This window comes from Croceicoccus pelagius (genome assembly GCF_001661915.1).
Taxonomy (GTDB): Bacteria; Pseudomonadota; Alphaproteobacteria; order Sphingomonadales; family Sphingomonadaceae; genus Croceicoccus; species Croceicoccus pelagius.
Genome location: NZ_LYWY01000030.1, coordinates 1 through 23,889 on the forward strand (window position 1 = coordinate 1; position 23,889 = coordinate 23,889).

General features: G+C 60.0%; 22 protein-coding genes, 1 tRNA gene and 2 pseudogenes. 3 read left to right on the forward strand and 22 right to left on the reverse strand.

Annotation, left to right across the window (positions count from 1 at the left end; translation table 11 throughout):
- Positions 1 to 49: 49 nt before the first annotated feature.
- The 20 genes and pseudogenes from istB to A9D15_RS17140 form a co-directional block, all read right to left on the reverse strand.
- The gene (gene istB / locus A9D15_RS05120; protein ID WP_066761576.1) at positions 50 to 817 is read right to left on the reverse strand and encodes an IS21-like element helper ATPase IstB; all 768 of its coding nucleotides are present in this window, start codon (positions 815 to 817) and stop codon (positions 50 to 52) included.
- Complete coding sequence (gene istA, locus A9D15_RS05125; RefSeq protein WP_082924210.1) at positions 814 to 2,322, reverse strand: IS21 family transposase; 1,509 nt, start codon at positions 2,320 to 2,322, stop codon at positions 814 to 816. The genes istB and istA overlap by 4 nt, the downstream gene beginning before the upstream one ends.
- A gap of 58 nt (positions 2,323 to 2,380) precedes the next feature.
- Positions 2,381 to 3,055: a 3-isopropylmalate dehydratase small subunit gene (leuD, locus tag A9D15_RS05130; protein ID WP_229660423.1), complete on the reverse strand. Its 675-nt coding sequence runs from the start codon at positions 3,053 to 3,055 to the stop codon at positions 2,381 to 2,383.
- Positions 3,052 to 4,455, reverse strand: coding sequence for a 3-isopropylmalate dehydratase large subunit (leuC, locus tag A9D15_RS05135; RefSeq protein WP_066762571.1), 1,404 nt, complete (start codon positions 4,453 to 4,455; stop codon positions 3,052 to 3,054). Before leuC ends, leuD begins: the two co-directional genes overlap by 4 nt.
- Positions 4,455 to 5,363, reverse strand: coding sequence for a hydroxymethylglutaryl-CoA lyase (locus tag A9D15_RS05140; RefSeq protein ID WP_229660422.1), 909 nt, complete (start codon positions 5,361 to 5,363; stop codon positions 4,455 to 4,457). Before A9D15_RS05140 ends, leuC begins: the two co-directional genes overlap by 1 nt.
- Positions 5,364 to 5,365: 2 nt before the next feature.
- The gene (locus A9D15_RS05145) at positions 5,366 to 6,595 is read right to left on the reverse strand and encodes a CaiB/BaiF CoA transferase family protein (RefSeq protein WP_066762583.1); all 1,230 of its coding nucleotides are present in this window, start codon (positions 6,593 to 6,595) and stop codon (positions 5,366 to 5,368) included.
- The gene (locus A9D15_RS05150; protein WP_172807467.1) at positions 6,592 to 7,209 is read right to left on the reverse strand and encodes a nuclear transport factor 2 family protein; all 618 of its coding nucleotides are present in this window, start codon (positions 7,207 to 7,209) and stop codon (positions 6,592 to 6,594) included. Before A9D15_RS05150 ends, A9D15_RS05145 begins: the two co-directional genes overlap by 4 nt.
- Positions 7,210 to 7,226: 17 nt before the next feature.
- Positions 7,227 to 8,360 carry a Gfo/Idh/MocA family protein gene (locus tag A9D15_RS05155; RefSeq protein WP_066762593.1) on the reverse strand — a complete coding sequence of 378 codons (1,134 nt, stop codon included), beginning with the start codon at positions 8,358 to 8,360 and terminating at the stop codon, positions 7,227 to 7,229.
- Positions 8,361 to 9,617: a cytochrome P450 gene (locus A9D15_RS05160; RefSeq protein WP_082379175.1), complete on the reverse strand. Its 1,257-nt coding sequence runs from the start codon at positions 9,615 to 9,617 to the stop codon at positions 8,361 to 8,363. It lies immediately after the preceding gene.
- Positions 9,618 to 9,758: 141 nt separating this feature from the next.
- On the reverse strand, positions 9,759 to 10,619 hold the full coding sequence (locus A9D15_RS05165; protein ID WP_268237103.1) for an SDR family NAD(P)-dependent oxidoreductase: 861 nt from the start codon (positions 10,617 to 10,619) through the stop codon (positions 9,759 to 9,761).
- Positions 10,616 to 11,728, reverse strand: coding sequence for a phosphotransferase (locus tag A9D15_RS05170; protein ID WP_066762603.1), 1,113 nt, complete (start codon positions 11,726 to 11,728; stop codon positions 10,616 to 10,618). Before A9D15_RS05170 ends, A9D15_RS05165 begins: the two co-directional genes overlap by 4 nt.
- Positions 11,729 to 11,730: 2 nt before the next feature.
- Entirely contained in the window at positions 11,731 to 12,168 is a 438-nt protein-coding gene (locus tag A9D15_RS05175) for an SRPBCC family protein (RefSeq protein WP_082924272.1), read from the reverse strand.
- A gap of 27 nt (positions 12,169 to 12,195) precedes the next feature.
- Positions 12,196 to 12,948, reverse strand: a complete 753-nt coding sequence (locus A9D15_RS05180) for an SDR family NAD(P)-dependent oxidoreductase (protein WP_082924273.1) — start codon at positions 12,946 to 12,948, stop codon at positions 12,196 to 12,198.
- Positions 12,945 to 13,697 carry an SDR family NAD(P)-dependent oxidoreductase gene (locus tag A9D15_RS05185; RefSeq protein WP_066762607.1) on the reverse strand — a complete coding sequence of 251 codons (753 nt, stop codon included), beginning with the start codon at positions 13,695 to 13,697 and terminating at the stop codon, positions 12,945 to 12,947. The genes A9D15_RS05180 and A9D15_RS05185 overlap by 4 nt, the downstream gene beginning before the upstream one ends.
- 80 nt (positions 13,698 to 13,777) lie before the next feature.
- Positions 13,778 to 16,108: a TonB-dependent receptor gene (locus A9D15_RS05190; RefSeq protein ID WP_066762615.1), complete on the reverse strand. Its 2,331-nt coding sequence runs from the start codon at positions 16,106 to 16,108 to the stop codon at positions 13,778 to 13,780.
- 104 nt (positions 16,109 to 16,212) lie between these two features.
- A complete protein-coding gene (locus A9D15_RS05195; RefSeq protein ID WP_172807468.1) occupies positions 16,213 to 17,445 on the reverse strand; it encodes an NAD(P)/FAD-dependent oxidoreductase in 1,233 nt (410 codons plus the stop codon).
- 61 nt (positions 17,446 to 17,506) lie between these two features.
- On the reverse strand, positions 17,507 to 17,824 hold the full coding sequence (locus A9D15_RS05200; protein WP_066762618.1) for a 2Fe-2S iron-sulfur cluster-binding protein: 318 nt from the start codon (positions 17,822 to 17,824) through the stop codon (positions 17,507 to 17,509).
- Positions 17,821 to 19,902, reverse strand: a complete 2,082-nt coding sequence (locus tag A9D15_RS05205; RefSeq protein ID WP_066762620.1) for an acetyl-CoA carboxylase biotin carboxylase subunit — start codon at positions 19,900 to 19,902, stop codon at positions 17,821 to 17,823. Before A9D15_RS05205 ends, A9D15_RS05200 begins: the two co-directional genes overlap by 4 nt.
- Positions 19,902 to 20,582: pseudogene (locus tag A9D15_RS05210) on the reverse strand (cobalamin-dependent protein); the annotation flags it as partial. The pseudogene A9D15_RS05210 and the gene A9D15_RS05205, both read right to left, overlap by 1 nt.
- Positions 20,583 to 20,716: 134 nt before the next feature.
- A pseudogene (locus A9D15_RS17140) lies at positions 20,717 to 20,944 on the reverse strand (DUF7146 domain-containing protein); the annotation flags it as partial.
- Between A9D15_RS17140 and A9D15_RS16730 the strand changes: the two are divergent.
- The 3 genes from A9D15_RS16730 (at position 20,843) to A9D15_RS16735 (ending at position 22,256) form a co-directional block, all read left to right on the forward strand.
- Positions 20,843 to 21,118, forward strand: coding sequence for a hypothetical protein (locus A9D15_RS16730; RefSeq protein ID WP_066762627.1), 276 nt, complete (start codon positions 20,843 to 20,845; stop codon positions 21,116 to 21,118). The pseudogene A9D15_RS17140 and the gene A9D15_RS16730 overlap by 102 nt on opposite strands.
- A 268-nt stretch (positions 21,119 to 21,386) precedes the next feature.
- A complete protein-coding gene (locus tag A9D15_RS05220) occupies positions 21,387 to 22,046 on the forward strand; it encodes a lytic transglycosylase domain-containing protein (protein ID WP_066762629.1) in 660 nt (219 codons plus the stop codon).
- Positions 22,047 to 22,058: 12 nt separating this feature from the next.
- Complete coding sequence (locus A9D15_RS16735) at positions 22,059 to 22,256, forward strand: DUF5818 domain-containing protein (protein WP_066762632.1); 198 nt, start codon at positions 22,059 to 22,061, stop codon at positions 22,254 to 22,256.
- A gap of 15 nt (positions 22,257 to 22,271) precedes the next feature.
- Here A9D15_RS16735 and A9D15_RS05230 read toward each other — a convergent pair whose 3' ends face one another.
- Both A9D15_RS05230 and A9D15_RS05235 read right to left on the reverse strand, forming a co-directional pair.
- Positions 22,272 to 23,525, reverse strand: coding sequence for a tyrosine-type recombinase/integrase (locus A9D15_RS05230; RefSeq protein ID WP_066762635.1), 1,254 nt, complete (start codon positions 23,523 to 23,525; stop codon positions 22,272 to 22,274).
- Positions 23,526 to 23,703: 178 nt separating this feature from the next.
- A tRNA-Met gene (locus A9D15_RS05235) sits at positions 23,704 to 23,780 on the reverse strand.
- Positions 23,781 to 23,889: the final 109 nt, after the last annotated feature.

Below are 23,889 nucleotides of genomic sequence, written 5' to 3' on the forward strand. Positions count from 1 at the left end.
GAGGGCGTAGCCCGAGCGGGGGTCGCCAACACCCGGATTGTCATTTCTGTCAGGGGTTGGGGCGTGCTTTTCGTGCCTGGCTCTGGGCCAGACGATAGCTCTCGCCATTCATTTCCAGGATGCTGACGTGGTGGGTAAGCCGGTCGAGAAGCGCGCCGGTCAGGCGCTCGGAACCGAACGTTTCGGTCCATTCGTCGAACGGCAGGTTGCTGGTGATCAGCGTCGAGCCACGCTCGTAACGCTGCGAGATCAGTTCGAACAGCAGTTCCGCGCCGGTCTTTGACAGGGGAACGAACCCCAGCTCGTCGATGATGAGGAGCTTGTATCCGGCCATCTGCTTTTGCAGGCGCAGCAGGCGGCGTTCGTCGCGTGCTTCCATCATTTCGCTGACCAGCGCGGACGCGGTGGTAAAACCGACTGTCAGACCCTTCTGGCAGGCCGCGAGGCCCAGGCCGATCGCGACATGGGTCTTGCCGGTTCCTGACGGGCCAAGGGCGATGACGTTCTCGCGCCGGATGATCCATTCGCAGCGCGCCAGTTCGAGCACCTGCATCTTGTTGAGCTTCGGGATGGCGGTAAAATCGAAGCTGTCGAGGCTCTTGGCCGCCGGGAACCGCGCGGCCTTGATCCGGCGCTCGACCATCCGCCGTTCCCGGTCGATCAGTTCCAGTTCGACAAGCCGGGCAAGATAGCGGACATGATCCACGCCCTCTGCCGCGCATTGCCGGGCCAGCTTGTCATGCTCACGCAGGAACGTCGGCAGCTTGAGCGTCTTGAGGTGATTGGTGAGCAGCAGTTCGGGAGCCGGGCTGCTCATGCCGCGTCCTTCGTCTCGCCCGACAACAGCCGCATGTACGAGCGCGCCGATGTCGTCTCCACCCTCGTCCTGGGCAGGTAGGGATAGATCGCCATATCCAGTCTGGGCACCCGGCGTTCAACCCGGCACAATACAAGGTGCTTCACCGCATCGAAGCCGATCGCGCCCATATCAAGGGCCTGCTTCACCGCGGCATGCAGATCGGCAAGCGTGAAGCTTTCCAGCAGGCGCAGCACCTGCACATACTCGCGCCGGCCATGCTTGCCCCCATGACGGTTCAGGCGCGCTTCCATCAGCCGGCGCAGCGTCACAAACGCCTCGGGCAGGTTCCAGCCTTGCAAGGGCGCGGCCTGATCGAGGGCATTGATCTTCTGTTCGATCAGGGGAAGGTAATGGACCGGATCGAAGGTCACGTCTTCGCGGCTATAGCTGCGGGGATGACGGGCAATGACCTCGCCCCGGCAGCCGATCACCACCTCGCCGACATAGCCCCTGATCCATACTTCCTGGTGGCCGAAGCGTACCGGTACCGAGTAATCATTGGTCCGGTAGCGCACCAGCGCCTGCGACGAGACCTGGCCGCTGGTCTGGTCACAGGCCTCGAACGGCGATGCCGGAAGGTCCTGCATCGCCGCCAGATCGCGTTGCAGTCTCTCGCCGATCGTCTCGTTCTCGCCGCGCAGCCGATCGTTCTGCCGTTTGCGGCATTGCTCCTCGAGCCACAGGTTGAACGCCTCCCATGTCGCGAACCGGGGGATCGGGACCATGAAGTTGCGGCGGGCATAGCCGACCAGACCTTCCACGCTGCCCTTGTCGTTCCCCTTGCCAGGGCGGCCGTAACGATCGCGGATCAGGTAGTGCGACAGAAAGGCGCTGAACAGCCTCGCGCGCCGCCGCGTGCTGTCAGGAAGGATCTTAGAGACCAGGCAGCGATCGTTGTCGTAGACGATCGAGAGCGGTACCGCGCCGAAGAACGCGAAGGCATGAACGTGGCCGTCCATCCACGCCTCGGCAACGGCCGCCGGATAGGCCCGCACGTAGCAGGCATCGCTGTGCGGCAGATCGAGCACGAAGAAGTGCGCCTTCTGCTCCACACCGCCGATCTCAACCAGAGCCTCGCCGAAATCAGCCTGTGCGTGGCCGGGGGCGTGCGCCAACGGCACGAACATCTCCCGGCTGCGCTGAACCCGCTCCCGGATGTAATCCTTGATGATCGTGTAACCGCCGGTGAAGCCATGCTCTGCGCGAAGGCGGTCGAACACACGCTTCGCCGTATGGCGCTGCTTGCGCGGAACCGACCGGTCCCCTTCCAGCCAGCCATCGATGATCGGTATGAACGCTTCCAGCTTCGGTCGCCGCACCGGGGCGCTGCGACGGTAACCGGGCGGCACCGAATACGACAGCATCTTGCGAACCGTGTCGCGCGATATGTTGAAATGCTTCGCTGCCTCGCGCTGGCTCATCCCTTCAGAACACGCCAGACGAACCCTCAGGTAAAGTTCCACGGTGTAAATCCCTCATCCCTCCTCGCCAGCTTCGCGAAAAGGGAAAAGTGGACGACTTTTACGCCGCCCGCAGCAGCACTGCGCCGCCGCTACCGTGGCCTAATTTTGCACCGCCGTTCTCACCTAGTAATATTGGCGGCAATTCGCGGCAGTTGGCCTGCTGCCAGGCCAACAAGGTGGACCGAACCCTCAACGTTTCGGCGATCTCGTCACGCCCTTCGATCAAAGCGCGCTTCCGTCCTTCGGCGATATCGAAGGGCAGCTCGATACCGCCGCCGTAGGTCACCGTCTGACCAATCAGATCGACCCGTACCCGCGCCCGCCCAGCATCTGCCACTGTTTCTCGAAGCGCAGATATTTCAGGAACGGCAAGAACGATCGGCAAAATGCCATTCTTGAAGCAGTTGTTGTAAAAGATTTCGGCAAAGCTTTCGGCTATGATGCAACGAATTCCGAAATCCAGCAGGGCCCATGGCGCATGCTCCCTGCTCGAGCCGCACCCGAAGTTTGCCCCTGCCACGAGAATGCCCGCATTGGCCCATGGCACACGGTTGAGAACGAAGTCGGGATTGAGTGAACCGTCGGCACGATATCGCATTCTCGCAAACAGGGCACGGCCGAGACCCTTGCGCTCGACGGTCTTCAGAAACTCTCCGGGAAGTATCTTGTCGGTGTCGATATTGTCGATCGGTATGGGAGCCGCAGTCGCTTCAAGGCGTTCGAAACGAGTCATCGCTCAAGCTTTCTGGGATCAGCGATCTTGCCCGACAGCGCACTTGCGGCCGCGACCGCGGGCGAGACAAGATGGGTACGTCCGCCGGTGCCCTGGCGGCCTTCGAAATTGCGGTTCGAGGTGGAGGCACACCGTTCGCCAGGCGCCAGTCGATCCGGATTCATGCCAAGGCACATCGAGCAGCCAGCTTCCCGCCACTCAAACCCCGCCTCCAGGAAAACGAGATCGAGTCCCAGATCTTCTGCCTGCAGGCGGACCTGGCCGGAACCCGGTACGATCAGGGCGCGCACGCCGCTGGCGACCTTTTTTCCACGCACGATTTCCGCTGCTGCGGCCAAGTCCTCCAGCCGCCCATTCGTACAGCTGCCAATGAAAACAACGTCTATCGGGAGGCCCTCGATTGCCTGTCCCGGCGCGAGACCCATGTAATCGAGCATCGCGTGTAGTTGCGGCTTCTGCTGTTCTGGAAAGTCTTCAGGATCGGGAACCACACCATTGATAGGTACGACCGCATCAGGGCTTGTTCCCCATGTGACCATGGGCGCCACATCGCGGGCGTCGATGATGACGGTCTTGTCGAATTTCGCCGAAGCGTCAGATCGCAGCGCACCCCATCTTTCGACTGCTGCGTCGAATTCTTCACCTTGCGCAACATTCGGGCGGCCATGCAACCAATCAAAAGTCTTTCGGTCCGGCGCAATCATGCCTGCGCGAGCACCTGCTTCGATGGTGAGATTACATAACGTCATTCGCCCGGCCATATCGAGCGCTTCGACAGCAGCTCCGGCATATTCGATGACGTATCCGGTGCCGCCTGCGGTCCCGAGTGTACCGATCACATGAAGAGCAAGATCCTTTGCCGAGGCACCCGCGCATAGGGCGTTGTCGATCCGAACAAGCATCGTTTTTGACGGCCTCTGACGCAGGGTTTGCGTAGCAAGTACGTGCTCAACTTCACTGGTTCCGATCCCGAATGCCAAAGCGCCAAATGCTCCATGGGTCGATGTATGGCTGTCTCCACAAACGATAGTCATGCCGGGTTGGGTCAGGCCAAGCTCCGGTCCGACGACATGCACGATGCCCTGCCGCGCGCTGCGTAAGGGAATGTAGGGGACTTTAAACTGCTCGACATTGCGCTCCAGCGTTTCGACCTGGAGCCGGCTGGCCGGGTCTTCAATCGGTCCGTCACGGTTATCGGTGGGCACATTGTGGTCAGCCACTGCGATCGTCAGCTCAGGATGTGCGACGGTCCGGTCTTGCATGCGCAAGCCCTCGAATGCCTGGGGGCTAGTAACTTCGTTCACGAGGTGCCGGTCGATGTGAAGAAGCCACGTCCCGTCGTCCATCTCCAGAATGGCATGAGCATCCCAGATTTTTTCGTACATCGTCCGGGGCGGCATCACACCGCCTCCGTCAATTTTGCGCGCAGGGCATTGCGCACTCGCCCACCGGTTGCCGCGCCCGGTATGCGCTCGGCCTGCAATGATGCAGTCAACAGGCGATCAAGATCAATCCCGGTTTCGACCCCCATCGCATCTAGCGTCCAGACGAGATCCTCGGTTGCAACATTTCCGGTTGCTCCCGGAGCGAATGGACAGCCGCCGAGGCCGGCGAACGCTGAATCGATCACCGTCACACCTTCCCCCATAGCCGCGAGTGCATTCGCCACCCCCAGTCCATATGTATCGTGACCATGGAAAGCCCATCCGCCGACTTGCGGGATTTCGGAGACCGCGCGGGCAAACAATGCAGAGACCCTGTCTGGGGTGACCCGCCCGGTCGTGTCGCAAAGGGCGATTTCGGCTGCAGGTGTAATCTCCGACAATCGCGCGAGGATTTGCAGAACCGCGTCCTGTGCTACCGGCCCGTCAAAGGGACAGTCGAAGGATGTGGCCAAATTGATCCTGACCTTCACTTCGGACGGCAATTCGCTGACCAGCAGCGCAAACTCCTCGACCGATTCTTCTGGAGTACGACGCACATTGCTCTGGTTGTGCGCCGGCGATGCGGACATCACGAAGGCAATATGCCCGGCACCGGCCTGGAGCGCCCGCTCGGCTTGACGTCCGGTAGGAACCAGCATCTGGACATCAAGATCGGCGTATCTGGCGCAGTGCGCGAGAATTTCGGGCGCGTCGGCCATCTGCGGAACCGCGCTGGTACTGACAAAAGCCCCCGCCTCCATCCGCCTGAGGCCTGCTGCATAGAGGCGATCGATGAATTCGAACTTTTGCTCGGTCGGAATGAAGTCCTTGATCGGTTGGAAACCGTCACGAGGTCCGACCTCGACAATCTGGATTTTACGCATTGTCACTTGAGCACTCCGCTCTGCTGTAATTGCGCGATCTTCCCGGCATCGTAGCCAAGCAGTTCGCGCACGATCCGCACGCCGTCGGCACCGGTCTCGGGGCCGGTATTGCGCACGCTCCCAGGTGCGCCGGGAAAATGCGGCACGATTCCCGGGTGCAGGACATCGCCGAACCGGGGATCAGCGACCTCCCGTACCATTCCGCGCGCACGGTATTGTTCGTCAGTCGCGATATCTTCCGCAGTGTACACTTTTGACGAAGGTATGCCCGCCGATTCCAGCGCATCGAGCAGCTGCTGCGTATCGAGCGACTGCGACCACCGTGTAATGATCCGATCGAGTTCCCATGCGTTCGCGACCCGTTCGGCATTGCCCGCGAAGCGTTCGTGCCCAATCAAATCCCTGCGGTCCATCAGTTCTGCAAGGGCCGCGAACAACGGCTCCGAGTTCGCCGCGATCAGGACGAACTCGCCCTGCTTAGACGGATATGCGTTGGAGGGTGCCGCCGTGGCGATGGCCCCTCCGGTCGGCTGCTTTATCCGCCCAAGCGCGCCAAATTCAGGGAGCATCCCCTCCATCAGGCTCAAAACGCTCTCCGTCAGCGCGACATCGACGGTCTGATACCGTTGATCACTCCCCCTGCGCTCGCGCCGCCACAGCGCTGAGACGATGCCCAGCGCTGCATAAAGACCGGCGAGCGAGTCGCCGACGCTGATGCCTACCCGGACTGGCGGAAGATCGGATGTACCGGGCGGGTGGTCGGTCAGATAGCGCAGCCCCCCAACGGCCTCGCCAATGACGCCGAACGCGGCACGATCCTTACCGGGACCCGTTTGCCCATACCCAGAGATATGGGCGACGATAAGATCGCGATTGCCTTCACGCAGAACATCCGGACCCAGACCCATTTTCGTGAGCTGACCGGGGCGGAAATTCTCGACCACGACATCGCATTTCTGCGCAAGATCGATAGCGATCCTTCGACCTTCCTCGGACTTTAGATCGAGAGCGATGCTTTGCTTGTTGCGACCGTGGACCGACCACCAGAGGGATTTGCCATCGACCTGGGCACCCCACTGCCGGACCGGGTCGCCACGCAGAGGTTCGATCTTTACGACCTCAGCCCCGAGATCGGCTAGCAAGCGGGTACAGAACGGCGCGGCCACGAAGTGGCCGATCTCAAGCACTCTGACCCCGTCAAGAACGCCTGGCAGGGTTGCGGACTCGCTCACGAGGCAGCGTCCTGCGCTTCCCTCGTCAGACGGTCGTAGCGCTCGACGCGGGCGGGATCGACCACTAGCGGGCGTTCATAGGAAGGATCGCTTGTATCGCGGCTCGCCTGCTGCCCCGTTTCGGCCACAGCAAATTCATGAGGCGCGATGCAGTCGAAGTTTGGGGCTCCCTCCGGCGTCTTGCTTCCTTCGATCGTATTGATCGATGGTGCGACCCAGTCGACGATATACTTGCGATGCGCGATGGCCCATTTGCCTTCGCGCTTCTCCATCCGGTCGATGTAGCGACCGCCGATTGAACTGAACGGGGCGCCTGTCGTGTTCATTGCCGAGTAGGAGAGATAGGTTTCGCAATGGGCGGTTTCACCGTCAATTTCCACATGATGATTACCGATCATGTGCTGGGTCGCGCTCTGATATTGGCCGTGCAGGTTCTTGACCCAGTCCCAGAACGCGTCGGGTGGCCCGACAAAACTGCCGTGATCGTCCATCGCATCGGGGTGATAAGCCGACATAACCATGTCCCGATCAAGTCGATCGCACCCGCGGCAATAGCGCACCACGACGTCATAGATTTCCTGGCGATCCATGAGATAGGTCAGCTTCGCTTCCATCTCTTCTATCGTCATGCTCATATACCACTCTCCATGTTCCAGCCGGCCGCGTGTCTGATCCGATCAAGCAATCGGTGCAGCTTCACGGCGTCGGCAAAATCCGGCACGCTGGCGGCACCGGTCCTCAGGTCTTTGGAAACTGCGTGATAGGCATGCGCCACGCTATCGGCGTGACTGTCCTCCGCAGTCGTGCACTGGCGATAGATCGGGGGAATTTGGAGCGGCCGCAGCTCTTCCTCGCCCTGCCCGCCGCTTATATCAAGATGACCGTATTGCAGATGACCGCTGCCGGACTCGATCAGGAGCGCTCCGGAATCACCGGAAATTTCCCAACGCAGATTGCCTGCAGGAGACTCTCGGCCGGTATAGTGCAGCGAAGCGACCGCGCCCGATTGAAGGGTGCCCGATACGACCACCTCATCCGGTCCATTGGCTGCGATTGTCTCCCCGGTGTCGGTGAGTTTTACCTGAGGAAACTGCACCGCCATTGTCGCGTCGAGTTCCGCGAATTCGCCAAGAACCCACGTTAAACCGTCGATCATATGGCCGAAGGGGATCGTGAAGAGAGTAGCCCCGAGACTGTCATCGAGCGTGTAGGCAAGCGAAGCGAGCGCTTGGCCGCTCCAGGGAAACCCGCCGGAGCCCGTCACTCGGGTCGAAATGACCCTGCCGACATATCCTTCCTCCACGAGATCGCGGATATAGCGCAAGGCCGGAGAGCTGCGGGCCTGCAAGCCGACGAAGTGCCGCACGCCTGACTTGCGCGCAGCGTCCAGCATCTCCTCCGCCTCAGCCGTGTTGCGGCCTAGCGGCCATTCGCAATAGACATCCTTTCGGCAATTAAGCGCCTTCTGAACTAGACCACGGTGCTCCGGCACTTTCACGGCCACGACCACCAGCTCGACATCTCCGCTTGAGGCCAGGACCAGCGCATCGCTAGTCGCCATCGAGACTGCGTGCGCCTTTGCGGCAGCTTCAGCGGATTTGCCCGAACTCGCCGAGAGAGCAACAACGTCGAATTTGGCGGGCATCGAGCGCAGTGCGGGAAGATGAGCCAGGCTCGCCCACCCTCCGTTTGCGCTCAATCCGATAATGCCGACGCCGCAGCTATGCGGCGCAGCACCTTCGGCGGCTGGCTCCTCGTCAGCCATTCAACCCGCCTGCTTCGCACCGAGCGTGAACTGCACGTGCAGGCTTTCGAGAGCATGGACCTGGAAATTCGCCATCCACTGCGGCGCAGGGTGCTTTTCGGACAGTCGCAGATCCTTCAGGCGCTCCAGCAGGCGCCGGATCGCAACCCTCATTTCCATGCGCGCAAGCTGGTTGCCGACGCAAAAATGGATACCGCGGCCGAAGGCGAGGTGATTGCGGACACCTTTACGATCAATGTCGATGGTTTCGGGGCACTCCCATTTGGCCTTGTCGTAGTTCCCCGCGAGATAGCTCACCGCGATGATCGTATCCTTCGGGACCGGGAAACCGCCAATTTCCGTGTCTTGAGTGGTGTAGCGGTACTGCTGAGGCACAGGGGCATGCGCACGCAGCATCTCTTCGATGACGGCTGGAACAGCCTTTTCCTCGGTCATCACGCGCTCTTTCAGGGCGGGGTCCTTAAGGATCATCCACATTGCGCTTGTGATGCCGGTCGTGGTCGTTTCGTTTCCGGCCACAAGGATAAGTTGCGCTACCATCAATAGCTGCCCCATGGTGAGGCGTTCGCCATCGACATCGGCATGGACCAGCCGTGAAATCAGATTGTCGCTGGGATTGGCCTCATAGTAACGCGCCCGCTCGGCGAGGTAATTCTGCATGTCGATCATGCGATCAGTCAGCATGAGCTCGCGATCCGGCGGGCAGTTCGGATCGTTGCGATCCACCCAGGCGTTCGACCAGAGTTTAAATTGCTCGTAGTCCTTGCGATCGACCCCCAGCTGATCCGAGATAATATACATCGGGAGATGGACTGCGAAACCGGCGCTGAGGTCAGTTTCGCCATCCTCGATGAAGCCGTCGATCAGGTCATCGATGATCGCCAGCGCATAGGGTTCGAGCTGCTTGGTGTAGCTTGGCGTGAAGACCTTATCGACAAGCGCGCGATGTAGCGTGTGCTCGGGCGGGTCGGCGAATGCCAGAACATGCTCTTCCGGCCATCCCCGCTCCTTGTATCGCCGGGCGACTTCTTCGGAAACCGAGGTTTTCCGGTTGATCATGATTGGCGTGCGGCTGGAAAAAATATCCGGATTGCTGTTGACGAAATTGATGTCCTCATAGCGACTTACCCAGACCATGCCGGTGCCCTCGTCGCGATAGACCGGAGCCTCCTCGAGCAGGCGGTTGAGGTGCGGAATAGGGCAGCGCTGCACCTCAGGGGACGCCCAGGTCCCAAAATCCTTCGCTGAAGATGTCATATTCCGCTCCTCTTGCTCGGCCGCCGAATTTCAAATCGCCACTTAGGATAATGGCGGGTTCGGTCGTGCTTTGGAGCAAGAGCTAACAGACCATGCCAATCACTTCAGTCACCGAAGGGCGGGACAAGATCGGGGCATCTTCTAAAGCGGCGCAGACCGATAGATGTCGAGAATGACGTCGTCGATTTCGCGATCGGAAGAGTTCTTTGCCAGGTTCAGCATGTATCTTGCATCATCGCCAATGGGATAGCGCGTCGAAGGCGGATTTTCGCGCAAGGCCTCGATTACCCCTGCCGCGGCCGCCTCCGGCGACGAGTATGTACCGTTGGCGAGCGCTTCATCGGCGCGATACTTCATCTGACGGTAGAGATCGCCATATCGTTCCGCCTGATTGGCTGACAGGTTGGCAATCGTGTGGCCGAGGTCCTCCTGGGTTCGCCGCATCATTGGCGTGTCGAGCGCACCCGGCTGGATCAGCACGATCTCGACCCCCCAGCCCTGAGCTTCCTGACGCAGGACATCGGTAAGGCCCTCAAGAGCGAATTTCGACGCGACATAGGCGGCCATAACCGGGGTCGCCACCTTGCCGGAATAAGAACCAGTCAGGACCAGCCTGCCCCTCGTTTTGCGAAGATGCGGTATGGTCGCCTGGTAGATGGCGAGCGCTGCGCTACAGTTGATCTCGATTGTGCGTCGAAATTCTTCGATGGCGACCATTTCAGCGGGAGCGCATGGCGCAACCGCAGAGCAGACAACAACCGCATCAACCCGTGACAGCCGACTGGAAAGAGCCGCAATCCTTTCCTTCACCGCGACGGCATCGGAAAGATCGAGAGCCTCGACAGCCTCGCAGGAAGGGCAATCCGCAAGAAAGGGATCGATAGCAGCCCGGCGCGACACTGTAGCTGTGAGCGCATAGCCGGTATCAAGCAGCGCCCGCGCAACTGCCCTTCCCATCCCGCCATTCGCACCTATCAGCAATGCTGCAGGCTTGGCACTCACAGGCCTTCCCTGACCAGGGCAAGCGTTTCATGATCCTCGACTGCCGTCGAGACACGCAGCAAAGCTACTGCCAGCGTATCCCAGCCATAGCTGAGCGGTGGGCAGGTGAGCCAGCCAATATAGAGGGTCCACAGCGCTGCACGGCGATGCTCGCGCCACAGCATGTCCATATCGGGCGGACTGACAAGGCCATTGGCGACAAGACAATCTCGATAATGCTCCAGCAAGTCTCGCTCGTGCACACGGCGCTGGGAGACTGAGAGGGACGTGTTGATGATGTATGTGACATCGTGCAGGGCAAATCCCTTCACGCACAGCTGCCAGTCATGCAGTCCTACCGTGCCATCGGGCATCAGATAGGTGTTCCCGATGTGCAAGTCACCGTGCAGCAAGGTTTGGGGCAGCTTCGATTGATGCAGCTTGTTTGCGCACATGCCCGCGAAAAGTTCACGTTCGCTGGTGCCCAAGCGCTCGAGAATTTCCCGCTTGAACTTGTGCTGCTGCAGTTCGCTTGCGATGCCCTTTTCCGGAATCACGCTGCGCATATGAGTTTCGACGCGCCCGGACAGGTGCGTCTCGACCCAGGCAAGATCATCCTGGAATCGCTCGCTTTCCCAGAATTGCGCATGCAGCCGTGCGACAGTGGAGAGGATCCGTTTGACGTGGTCGAGCGCAATATCGTCCTGATTGCTCGGGAATCGCGCACCCCTTCTGGTGACGTCTTCCATCGCCAGGATGTATCGTCCGGTGGCCTCGTCGAAGTACCCTCCCAGCGCGAGCGGCGCTTCCAGCGAGAGTTCGGGACGAATGCGATTGTAGAAATCGACCTCGTTGTCGAACAACCCGGTGAGATTGCAAAACCACGCATCCGTTCCCTCGACGCGCGGATCGAACGACAGCTTTAGGACTATGTCCTTCGGGAGCTCGCACGCGGGGTCGGAATAGGCCAATCGGGCGGTGGCCCGGGACGAGGTGGAAACATCGCCCTCGCCGTACTCGTGTGCCCGGACGATTTCGACAGCGGTGACCAGTGCCTCGGGGTAGCGCCGGCGTACGATCCCGGTCATGAGTTCTGGCGTGATATCGAAAGGAGAAAGAGGAATGTCCATCGTTATTCAAAAAGGTCTGCAAGCAGGTCGAGGCTTGTCGCCAACAGGTCGTAGCGGCTTTTTTCAAAATCCTTCGCTTCGCCAGGCTGAAGCGGGGTGTCATAGGTCAGCGTTCGGACGACGAGAGTGGTATCGTCGGCCGTCACCGGATGGAGTTTCATCGCTCCCCTGACATTGTAAACCGGCAATGGCAGCTCGCCGACAACATCGTATTCCTGATAGAACCTTCGATCATCCTGTGTCGTAAGAATTTCATCGAAGAACGAACCATCGCCATAAGTCACCCGGCGCTTGGTCCCGATCGTCAGCCCGGTGCCACCGGTGACGGCGATTTCAGGATTGTGTTCGATCCAGCGAGAATGGGATTCGAAGTCTCGAATAGCACCCCACACTTTCGCTACCGGAGCCTTGATCACCCTGCTTGCGGTTACCCTTGGCATTGTATCATGTCCTTGATTCTTGGCACTTCAGATTGCGGTCATCCCGCCGTCAACGACAAGCGACGAGCCTGTGATGAACGAAGCCTCGTCGCTTGCGAGAAACGATACGACGGCAGCAATTTCTTCGGGTCGGGCAAAGCGTTTCAAGGCGTGCTTGTCCGCCCAGGCTTTGTAAGTGCCTTCGTCCATGAAAGATTCAGCCAAGGGGGTGAGTACTCCACCCGGACAAATCGCATTGATTCTGATTCCGTGCGCGCCGTATTCCAGTGCCGCGCCGCGCGTCAGGCCGAGCATACCCGCCTTGGCGGCGGAATAGACCGACAGGTTCTCGAAGCCGATGAGCGCGCCGACCGAAGACATGTTGATGATCGACCCCGAACCCTCTGCCACCATGGATGGCAGGACCGCTTTCATCGTCGACCAGCATGATCGCAAGTTCACGTCCATGACACGCTGGTAATTCTCTTGATGGCCATCGGCGAGGAGAGCGAGTTGGCCGTCGATGCCGGCGTTGTTGACCAGAATATCGATCCGGCTCCACCGATCGAGCGCTGAACGGACGAACAGATCGACTTGCGTGTCATCGGCAACGTCTGCGATTTCGGCGACGGAAGAATCGCCGAGCTCGAGCGAAAGAGCCTGAACCTGTTCTGAAACGTCGACGCAGACAACTCTTGCGCCTTCGGCGGCCAACCGCCTGGCGGAGGCTTCACCGATGCCGCTCGCAGCGCCGGTTACGATCGCAACCCGTCCTGTAAGGCGTCCTGCAACTGACATCATCCAGTGGTCCAGCCTCCGTCAACAGCGTAGGCGCTGCCGGTTACGAAACTGGCCCCTTCGGACAAAAGGAACGCTATCACCGAAGCTACTTCTTCCGGCTTTCCGGGCCGGGGAATCGGCAATGCCTGCGCAAACTGGAGGATGGGCGCGAAGGCGTCGTCATCACCGTCTGGGCGGACCATCGGCGTATCGATCAAACCTGGATGCACCGAGTTTACCCGGATCCCGTCAGCGGCCAGGTCCAGAGCCGCGACCTTCGTCATCCCCGTTACGGCAAATTTGCTACCCACGTAACCAATCGCACCAGGCGCTGCTTTTAGCCCGGCAACCGATGACACGTTAACGATCGAACCGCCGCCTGCCTTGCGCATTGATGGGGTCACCGCTTTCATTCCAAGAAAGCAGGCGAGCTGATTGACTTCAAATATCCTGCGGAACGATTGCTCGTCGACCTGGTCCAGCGGAGCTGGCGCGGCGGCAATCCCGGCGCAGTTGACCAAACCGGTCACCGGACCCGCAACGCTTTCGATTTTCGAGACGATGTCCCGCCAATCGCCTTCTTGGGTGACGTCATGTGGGAAAAACGTCGCCCGTTCTTCGAGCTCCAACGCGAGTTCGGCGCCCTGCGCTTCCGAAAGGTCGGTAATTGCTACCGTAGCGCCGGCCTCTATTGCCGCTCGAACAGTCGCGGCTCCGATCCCGCTCGCCCCGCCGGTGACAATGATGTTCCGGTCCGCAAGGTCCTGCATATCCTTACCTTTTCCGCTGATGCATATCCGACCGGGGGCGGGGTACGAACCTCGCACCCCGTCGAGCCCCTGTCGTCAATTCAATATCGGAAGCTGAAGGATGCGCCGAAGGTCCGGGGTTCACCCGTAAAGCGAACAGCACCGTCTCCGGCAGAAGCGACCGAGTTCCAGTAGTACTCGTCGGTCAAATTGCGACCGTAGATGCTTAGTCTCCAACCATTGTCGGAGATTAGCCCAACGCGGGCATCAAGTAGCGTGTAGGACGGCATCGCAAAATTTGCGGGCTCGCCAAGATCGGCGAAGGTGTTATCGCGATAAGTGACGCTACCTCCGATGAACGGTCGCACACTTCCGCTGGTCTGGAACTCGTACTCGGCATCGACATTTGCCGACCATGGCGGAGCGTAGTTAAATTCCTTGCCAGTGAAGTCTAGAGGTTGGCCGGCGAAATCGAACCCGACGTAGTTGCCAACCTCAGTCTTAATGTAAGTCGCGCCGCCCCTGATCGTCAAACCATCGACCGGCTCTGCCGTTATGTCGAACTCGAAGCCATCCACCGTCGACTCAGGAATATTGACGAGCGTGGCGGTAACCAGTGCACCCTGAAGAACCGGCAGGAACGAGAAAAACTGCTTGTCCTTGTAATCGTAGTGAAAAGCAGCGGCGTTGAGTTGAACGCGACCATCTGCAAGCGTCAGCTTCGCGCCCGCTTCATAGGACGTCAACTCCTCTTGCGTGACCGGCTGAATGACCGAATTGAACAGGTTGATGATGACAGGATATGTGCCGGCTTTATAGCCACGGCTTACCGATCCATAGAGCAGCACCTGATCCGATGGCTCGTAGCTAATAACTCCGCGCCAGGCGATGTTGTCCTCTTTCTGAGTCTGATCGGCAAACACCGGCAGGAAGGAGAAGTTCGGCGGACCATCATCGATAGTGATGCACCCGCCTGGAACGTACGCCGCAGCCAGGGCAGGGTTGATCCCTGCTACGATGAACTGGCTGATACCTCGCACTCCGGGATTCCCACCTTGATCGAAAGTGCAACCAAAGATCGACTGTTCGGTATCGGTGTAGCGGGCACCGGCGCTCAGGGTGAGACCATCGACAATCTCGAAGTCGACATTGCCAAATACCGCCAGTGCTTTCTGGGTCAGATCGTAGCGCCATTCGGCAGGTGAATTGGGGGGAAACCCGGTGTAGCCGACATAGTCGTTGGCGACGCCTTCGGTGATGTCGTCATCGGCGTAGCTACCGCCAACGACAAACCGCACCCGTCCATCTGCAAAGTCGCCGGCGAGCCGGATCTCCTGGTTGATCGACTCGATATCAGCCTTCGATACGGCCGGCTGCATCGGAACGGCCGTGCCGTCCTGATCATGCGGGGACCGAAAGCGCGTATCTATGTAGTTCGTAATCGACGTGAATGTCAGACTATCGGTTATCTCATATTCTGCTCTCAGGATCGCCTGAACGGTATGACTATCCGCCCGCGTGTCGAGACCTCGGTCGAAATCCGCATCGCGGGCATCATTAGGTTCGTTGCCAATATAGGATAGGAACGGACCTGCTGCAGGCGCGGCCGGATTGACGGGCGTGAACAGAAACGCCTGCGCCTGCTGCTGCTCACTCTTGTCGTAGGAGGCATTGAGATTGAGCGCCACCGACAAACGATCAGTCGGTGTCCAGTCGAGTAGCAGCCTGCCTGCCACCTTATTCTGATCGCCGTTCTTCTCATCGTTGAGGAAATAGCCGCGCTGCCAGCCCCCAAACTGAGTAGTTTGCGCCGCCACTCGCGCTCGCAGCGTGTCGCTCAGCGGCCCGCTGACGTATGCCTCGGCGTTCGTTTCACCCCAGGTGTTGACATCGACCCGGAAACCCGCCTCGAGGGAAGATGTGGGTTTCGCCGCGATGACGTTAATCGATCCGCCGGTCGCATTCTGCCCAAAAAGGGTTCCCTGAGGTCCTTTCAAGACCTCGACACGCTCGACATCGAGAAACATTGCTTGTCCCATGATTGGGTAAGGAATGGATGCCTCGTCGATGTAGGAACTGACAGTCGGAGGGGCGGAAGCCTGGAAGGAGTTGAAGTTTACGCCGCGCAGCGAAAACACCGGCGGCCCGAACACCGAGGTGGATGCAGTAAAGCCGGGAACGATGGCACCCAGGTCGGTGGCATCGACGACACCGGAAGCCTGAAGTGTTTCTGCGGTAGCGGCCACGACCGAAACCGGCACGTCGCTCAGCTTCTCTTCGCGCTTCTGCGCGGTAACGATTATCTCAAGACCGGTGCCGCTCTCGCTCGCCTGGTCGTCAGCCACGTCCTGAGCGAATGCGCTGACCGGAAAAGTGAACAGAGAACCCGCAAGTACCGTCCAAGCCACCGATACATAAAACTTTTGCTTCATACATCCTCCCTCTCTCGGTTCCGGTGTCCCGGATTTATCTGACAGCAGTGTAGGATCATGTGGTGAACCGGTATGTCCCTATGATAGGTGACAATCCAAACAGGCTACTGGGAGACAGATTCTTTCAAGGGTATCGAGGCATCCGCCAGCCTGACCGGATCGATTTTGGTTCTCGACTCGATCAGTTTTCGAGCCTGGACGTAGTCCTTCGTGTTGTTGACGCAATCGATGGCCACGACCCGGCCATCTTTGCAATAGACAAGCGAGAACTTTGCTTCGGCAACCGATCCTCGCACTACGGCTTGATCATATTCGACCGAGAGACCGGCAGTCTGCAAACGGCAATCGTATTGATTGGACCAGAACCACGGGAGCGCATCATATGTCACGTCTTGTCCGCAGAGCACTTTCGCAACAGTGTTCGCCATGTCGCTCGCGTTCTGCACCGATTCAACTCTGAAGTGCCTACCCCCGGCCCAGGCATTGGCATAGCAGGCACAATCGCCGATGGAGAATATGCCGGCCACGCTCGTCCTACATTGCTTGTCAACGTCGATCCCGTTCTCTCCTGTGGCTCCGGTCCGCTTGACCGGTTCGACCGACGGAATAATTCCGATACCCACGATCACCATGTCGGCGGGGATATGGATTCCATCGGTCAACTCCACTCCCGAAACTTTGAAACCATCGCCGACGAGACGCTTCACACCCACGCCGAGCCGCAGATCGACGCCCTGCTTTGTATGCATGGATTGCACGAAATCGCTGATGGTTTCACCCGCCACGCGGGACAGCACCCGCGGCAATGCTTCGACAAGGACGACTTCGCGTCCAATTTTGCGAAGTACGGCAGCTGCTTCGAGACCGACATAGCCGCCGCCAATGACGACAATGCGATGGGCGCCAGAGCGCAGACTGGCTACAATGCGATCGACATCGGCGCGGCTCCGAACGCCATGTACCCCTTGGAGATGGGCTCCTGGGCAGCTCAGCATTCGCGGTTCGCCCCCCGCAGCCCAGACAAGCGACCCGTAAGCGAATCGTCTGTCGTCCTCCGAAATGGCGACATGGGATTCAGCGTCGATCGACACAATGTTGCAGCCCAGTTCGATCTCGATTTTCTTGCTGTCCCAGAACTCAGCCGGTCGGATCAACAGGCGTTCAAAAGGCTTATCGCCAGCGAGATATTCCTTCGATAGCGGTGGCCGTTCGTATGGCGGTTCAGTGTCACGGCTCACCATAAGGATCGAGCCTTCAAAGCCAAACTGGCGGAGACTAATGGCTGCCTGGGCACCGCCATGCCCCGTCCCGACTATTACAACGTCATACATTTTCATGGCAATCTCCGCCCAGCCAGCAGTTGGGATTTGTGCGAAGACAAACCCTCGGCTAGTCTTTTCAATCCTCTTGAGCGATTGTGATTTTCAGCCCGTCCAAGTCTTCAGTGAGTGGGATCTGGCAGGACAGCCGCGACTGGTTGTCTCGATGTTCGGAACTCTCCAGAATGTCGTCCTCGTCATCGCTCATATCGGGAAGTCTGGGTAGCCAGCTCTCATCCACGTGAACATGACAAGTAGCACACGAACAGCACCCTCCACAGAGAGCGAGGAGTTCATCGACACCGGAATCCCGGAGCGCTTCCATCAGTGAACCGTCAGGCGCTGTCGAAATGGCCTGAGTGCTTCCATCTCTCAGTGTTGCTAGAATACTGATCATACTAGGCATCCCAATGTTTCTTCAGAGTTCGAAAGCGTTAGAATCACTTCGTCCACCGCCAGGCTGTCGCCCTGCTTCGCGTTGATTTTGCTCACCGTCGCAGCCTTCTCGGCGCGGAGGATGTTCTCCATCTTCATCGCCTCGACGGTCGCGAGTGGTTGGCCGGGCTGGACGCGGTCGCCCTCGCCCACGTGCAGCGCGACCAGCAGGCCGGGCATCGGGCAGATGAGGTACTTCGACAGGTCCGGCGGCACTTTCTCGAGCATGTGCGCGGCGAGCGGCGCGACAAATGCGGGCAGAACCCGAACCTGGTGCTTGGCGCCGCGCGTGGTCATCCGATAGCCGGTTTGCGTGCGGGCGAGCTGGATGCCGTAGGTATCGATTGGGTCCGTATCGTCGTCAGCATCGGCTTCGTAGAGCTCGACCGAGACGAACCTTTCGCCGGGCGTATACTCCAGCGCAATCGCGACCGGATGGCCGTCGACCGTGATGGCGTGCTCCTCCAGCACGACTTCGTGATTCTCGTTGGCTATCCGCACCTGCCAGTCGCCTGGTGCCGCTCTCTCGTCGCCCAGCTGGCCGTCGATCCGCCGCGCGCGGTCGGCGTCGGCGGTGGCAATGGCGCCCGCCACCGCGGCGAGCACGCCGATCGTGCGCGTGTGGGCCTCGGCGCCGTGGAAGCCGTCGGGATATTCCTCGGCGATGAAGCCGGTAGTCAGTTCGCCCGAACGAAAACGCGGGTGCTGCATGATAGCACTGACGAAATCGACGTTATGGCCCAGCCCCTCGATCTCGAACGCGTCGAGCGCGGCAATCTGGAGGTCCGCCGCCTCGTCGCGCGTGGGCGCCCAGGCAACCAGCTTGGCGATCATCGGGTCGTAGAACATCGACACCTCGCCGCCTTCGTAGACCCCGTCGTCGACGCGCACGCCGTCGACGCCGCGGCGGCCGTTGGCGCTGCCGTCGTCGGTCCAGCCCTCCACTGGAGGCTGATAGCGCACGAGCCGCCCGGTGCTCGGCAGGAACCCACGATAGGGGTCTTCGGCATATACGCGGTTCTCGATCGACCATCCGTCGATGCCGATGTCGTCCTGGCCGAACGGGATCTTCTCACCAGCGGCAATGCGGATCATCTGCTCGACCAGATCGATGCCGGTGATCGCTTCGGTGACCGGGTGCTCGACCTGCAGCCGGGTATTCATCTCGAGGAAGTAGAAGCTTTCTCCCGTCGGGTCCGCGCCGCTGACGATCAGTTCGACCGTGCCGGCGCTGTAGTAGCCCACCGCTCGGGCCAAAGCGACGCACTGTTCGCCCATCGCCTTGCGCATCGCGGGGGTGACGAAGGGCGACGGCGCTTCCTCCACCACCTTCTGGTGGCGGCGCTGGATGCTGCACTCGCGCTCGTTGAGGTAGACGATGTTGCCGCGTTGGTCGCCGAGGATCTGGATCTCGATATGGCGCGGATTGAGAATGAACTTCTCGATGAAGACGCGGTCGTCGCCGAAGGAGTTAAGCCCCTCGCGCTTCACGCTCTCGAAGCCTTCGCGAACGTCGGTTTCGGTATAGGCGAGCCGCATCCCCTTGCCACCGCCGCCCGCGCTGGCCTTCATCATCACCGGATAGCCGATCTCGTTGGAGATGCGGACCGCGTGCTCGGTGTCCTCAATCTCGCCGACGAAACCGGGGACGACGTTGACCCCCGCCTCCTTCGCAAGCTTCTTCGATTCGATCTTGTCGCCCATCGCGGCGATCGCGCCGACCGGCGGGCCGATGAAGGCGATGCCTTCCTTCGCCAGCGCCTCGGCAAAGGTGGTGCGTTCGGAGAGGAAGCCATAGCCGGGATGCACCGCCTCGGCGCCGGTCTGCTTGCACGCGGCGATGATCTTGTTCGCGATCAGGTAGCTTTCGGCGGCAGGCGACGGCCCGATGTGCACGGCTTCGTCTGCCATCCGCACAAAGGGGCTACGCGCATCGGCATCCGAATAGACCGCGACCGTCGCAATACCCATGCGGCGCGCGGTCTTGATGACCCGGCACGCGATTTCACCACGGTTGGCGATCAGGATTTTGGAGAACATTAGTTTGGAGCCTCGTCCAGATCCTCGCCTGCAGGTGGCATATTGTGGCCGAGCAGGCGAAGCACGTCCGCCGCGCATTCGACCACGTTGCTGCCCGGGCCGTAAATGCCCTGCACCCCGGCATCGCGCAGGAAATCGTAGTCCTTCTGCGGAATCACGCCGCCGGCGATCACCTTGATGTCGGGGCGGCCCGCTTCCTTCAGCAAGCCGATCAGTTCGGGGATCAGCGTCTTGTGGCCCGCCGCGAGGCTGCTCGCGCCGATGGCGTCGACATCGTTCTCCAGCGCCATGTCGCGGGTCTCCGCGGGCGTCTGGAACAGCGGGCCCGAGACGACATCGAAGCCCATGTCGGCAAAGGCACTGGCGATAACGTTGGCGCCGCGGTCGTGCCCGTCCTGCCCCATCTTGGCGACCATCAGCCGGGGCGCCCGCCCCCGCCGCCGCTCGACCGCCTTCACACCCTCCACCACCTGCGCGTAGCGATCGTCTTCGGCATAGGCCCTGGAATGGACGCCGCGCACGGGCGTCGGCACGGTGTCGTAGCGGCCATAGGCATCTTCCATCGCCTGGCTGATCTCGCCCAGCGTCGCATCGTGCCGGGCAGCCTCGACCGCCAGCCCGAGGAGATTGCCCTGCCTCTGCGCCGCTCCGCGCGCCAGCGCGTCGCCCAGCAGGGAACATTGAATACTTGCATCGCTGAGAGGGCCGTTTCGTTTCCTTCTGCGAGGCCAAGGCGTCCGCCATCCGGGTATGCGAAACGCACCGCGCCAGAACCGGGGCTGCCTAGCGCACGCCTGGGCTGATCGAAAGAAGCCAAGCTGGTTTTGTCGAGGTCAAGGAAGGAGCGGTGCAGCGCCAGAATTCCGGCATCATTGCGCACGGCCGCCACCATCGCGGGTAGAAACCGGACCGCACCCTTTGGCCCCAGCGGCATACGTGGGTGGAAACGCAGCTCCGGCGAAAAAATCGTGATGCCTCTGGACACGAGGTACTTCTCGGCGGGGCTGCCAATGATGGTCGACGCCTCACGCCAGAGCCTCAGCGCATTGCGATTGGCGACTTCCTGGCGCGGTTCGGTCACGATCGGATCACTCGTGCCATCGAAAAGGTCCGCAATTCGTATTCCGAGCCCGGCCATGGCTTTTATCACCGCCTCGTTCGCGCAGCCGGCAAAGCAATGAACGAGGATTGCACGCTTTCCGAGCGTGATGCTTAGCGAAGGAGTGCGGTCGTCGTGGGCCGGGCAGCAGCACATTCCGCGCGAACGCGACCAAACACCGCCCAACTGCTCCACTATCTTGCGCCCGCGGGTTTCCAATTGCCCGCCTTGGAATTGGGATGATCGGTGTTGGTGCATGGGGGCATCTCCATCGTAACTTGCCTCCCCCCGCGCAGCCTCCGCTCTGCGTCGCTGAGGTTTCATTTTCCTACATCATATGTTCTATATATGTTCTTTCCCGATTCGACCATTAAAGGATTCGGGCATGAGATTGAAATGGGCAGTAGCTGCAGCGGCAACGGTAGGATTTGGGCTCGCGCTCCCCGCTCACGCGCAGGAACTTGAGCCCACTCAGATGACCGTTGCCTCGGAGTTGACGACCGATGGCTTCCGCGTTGCAGAAGGGACTGATGGCTTCCTTCTCGTCGAACACGGCATTTGGAGAAAGCCTCCAACGGCCACGTCCGACCCGCCGGCTACCGATGAGGGTCGAACCTATCTGCCCTATCGATATTCAAAGCCCCAAGGCAGCGCGCCATCGGGCTTCCGTCGGGCAAGCTACCTTCCTCATGTTTACGCTGCTGAGGCTCAATACTCGCTACCAAGCGGCCTTCTCGACGCACTTGTATGGACGGAATCGCGGTACAATCCTCTGGCGATCAGCAAGGCCGGGGCCGCAGGTTTGGGGCAATTGATGCCAGGGACAGCGCGGGACCTTGGCGTTTCAAATCGCTTCGATCCCAAGGCGAACATCTTGGGTGCGGCCCGATACCTACGCCAGATGCTGGACAAGTTCGGGGTAGTTCATCTGGCCCTCGCTGCCTACAACGCAGGTCCAGGTGCCGTCGAGCGCGCAGGCGGTATTCCTCGCAATGGCGAGACGCCGGCCTATGTGGGCGAAGTGCTGCGCCATTGGCGTTTTTGAACGGGGGGTGTTGTGAGCGCGGGTCGAATACGCGTCTCGGGAATTTTGACCCGCGGTAGACGCGGGATGTTCCTGACCACGACAGACGAAGTCGTCTGGATCATCGAGAGCGAAGAACCCGAATGCGAATTCGTCGGATCAGCGGTGATTGTCGAGGGGGTTGTCGTAGGTCGAGATCGTTTGCGCCCAGACTGGATTGGGCCGGTCTGATCGAAGTCATCGTTATCAGGCTGCGCGCTTCCCTGCCTTCTTGATGTCGATCACCTTCTCGCCGCTCAGATAGTCAGCCCAGTCCTGCATCATCCGGCGCCGGGGAGCCAGGTATTCAGCGGCATTGTAAGCTCCACGCACGTCGTTTTTCTCCGAATGCGCGAGCTGTAGTTCGACCCAATCCTCATGGTATTTCCTGATCCACATGGGCGGCTTGCCGAACTCGACCAACTGCTCATTGGCCCAGGTGCTCGCCAAGCCCCGGAAGCCGTGTACGGTTTGGCGACTGTGGTATCCGAGGCGATAGAGCGCGTAGATCATTGTGTTCTCTGAAAGCGGCTTGTTCGGGCCGTTACCCGGGAAGAGAAACTCGCCAGGCGCTGCTGCTATCATAGATTTCGCGATGTGCGTTGCCTGCTGCGAGAGGGGCACCAAATGCTCTCGTCCCATCTTCATTCGCTCGGCCGGTATGCGCCAGACAGGTGATTTGCCGCCCAGGTCTTCGAACTCAGATTTGGCGGCGAAGCGGAGCTCCTTCGTTCGAACCCAAGTCAGGAGCGCAAAGAGAACTGCGTCACGGGTGATCGCGGACCGCCGTTCGCCCTCTTCCCGGTAGGCATGCAGCTTCTCGATGAATGCGGGCAATTCGTTGAGCGGCAGCCGGCTCATATGCTTCACTCTTGGTCGCGGCTTTAGCGCCCCGCGCAAATGTGTCGTCGGATCGTTCGTTGCCAAGCCACACGCGATCGCAAACTGGAAGACTTGCCCCACTCCTTGCTTTGCACGGCGGCTGATATCGAGCGCGCCTCTTGCTTCGATCTTGCGGATCATTGCCAAGACATCGGGCGCCGTAATCTCATGGACGAGTTTCTCGCCGATGGCTGGAAAGACATCCCTTTCCATGCGCGACCAGACGCGGTCGGCATGCGCGGCATTCAACGCGCTCTTTCGATTTTCATGCCAGCGCTTTGCGACCTCGAAAAAGGTGGCTCCTTCCTGCGAGATCACTTCCCCCTTGGATTTCATTGGATCCTTGCCCTCGGCTAGCAACGCCTTTGCGGCTGTGCGCTTGTCGCGCGCTGCAGCTATCCCAAGGTCTGGGTAGGCGCCGAACGAGAGTAACTTCTCCTTGCCAGCGAAGCGGTACTTCATCCGCCACAACTTTGACCCGTTTGGCTGGACGAACAGAAACAATCCCTCCCCGTCGGCCATCTTGTAGGCGCGCTCGCGTGGCTTGGAATTTCGGGCCTGAATCTCCGTGAGAGGCATTGGGGGTATCGCTCCTTTCCGATACTCCGCGAAAATACCCCCAAACTACCCCCACACCAAATCTGGCTGCATGTGGAAGACCATGGGCGCATGCGGACGCGAATCACCCGCAACCCTCTGCTTTTCTTTCGATTTTTGGAAAAATGCGGAAGCTAGTGGATGCTTCCGGATCAAGGAATGGTAGCGGAGGAGGGACTTGAACCCCCGACACGCGGATTATGATTCCGCTGCTCTAACCAGCTGAGCTACTCCGCCCCGTAAGGCATCGAGCGCGCCTTGGCGCTCGGCAGGCGCGCCTCTTAGGCGCAGGTTTTAAAGGCGTCAACACCCCTTGTTTTATGCCTTGCGCGGGAACCGCCCGATA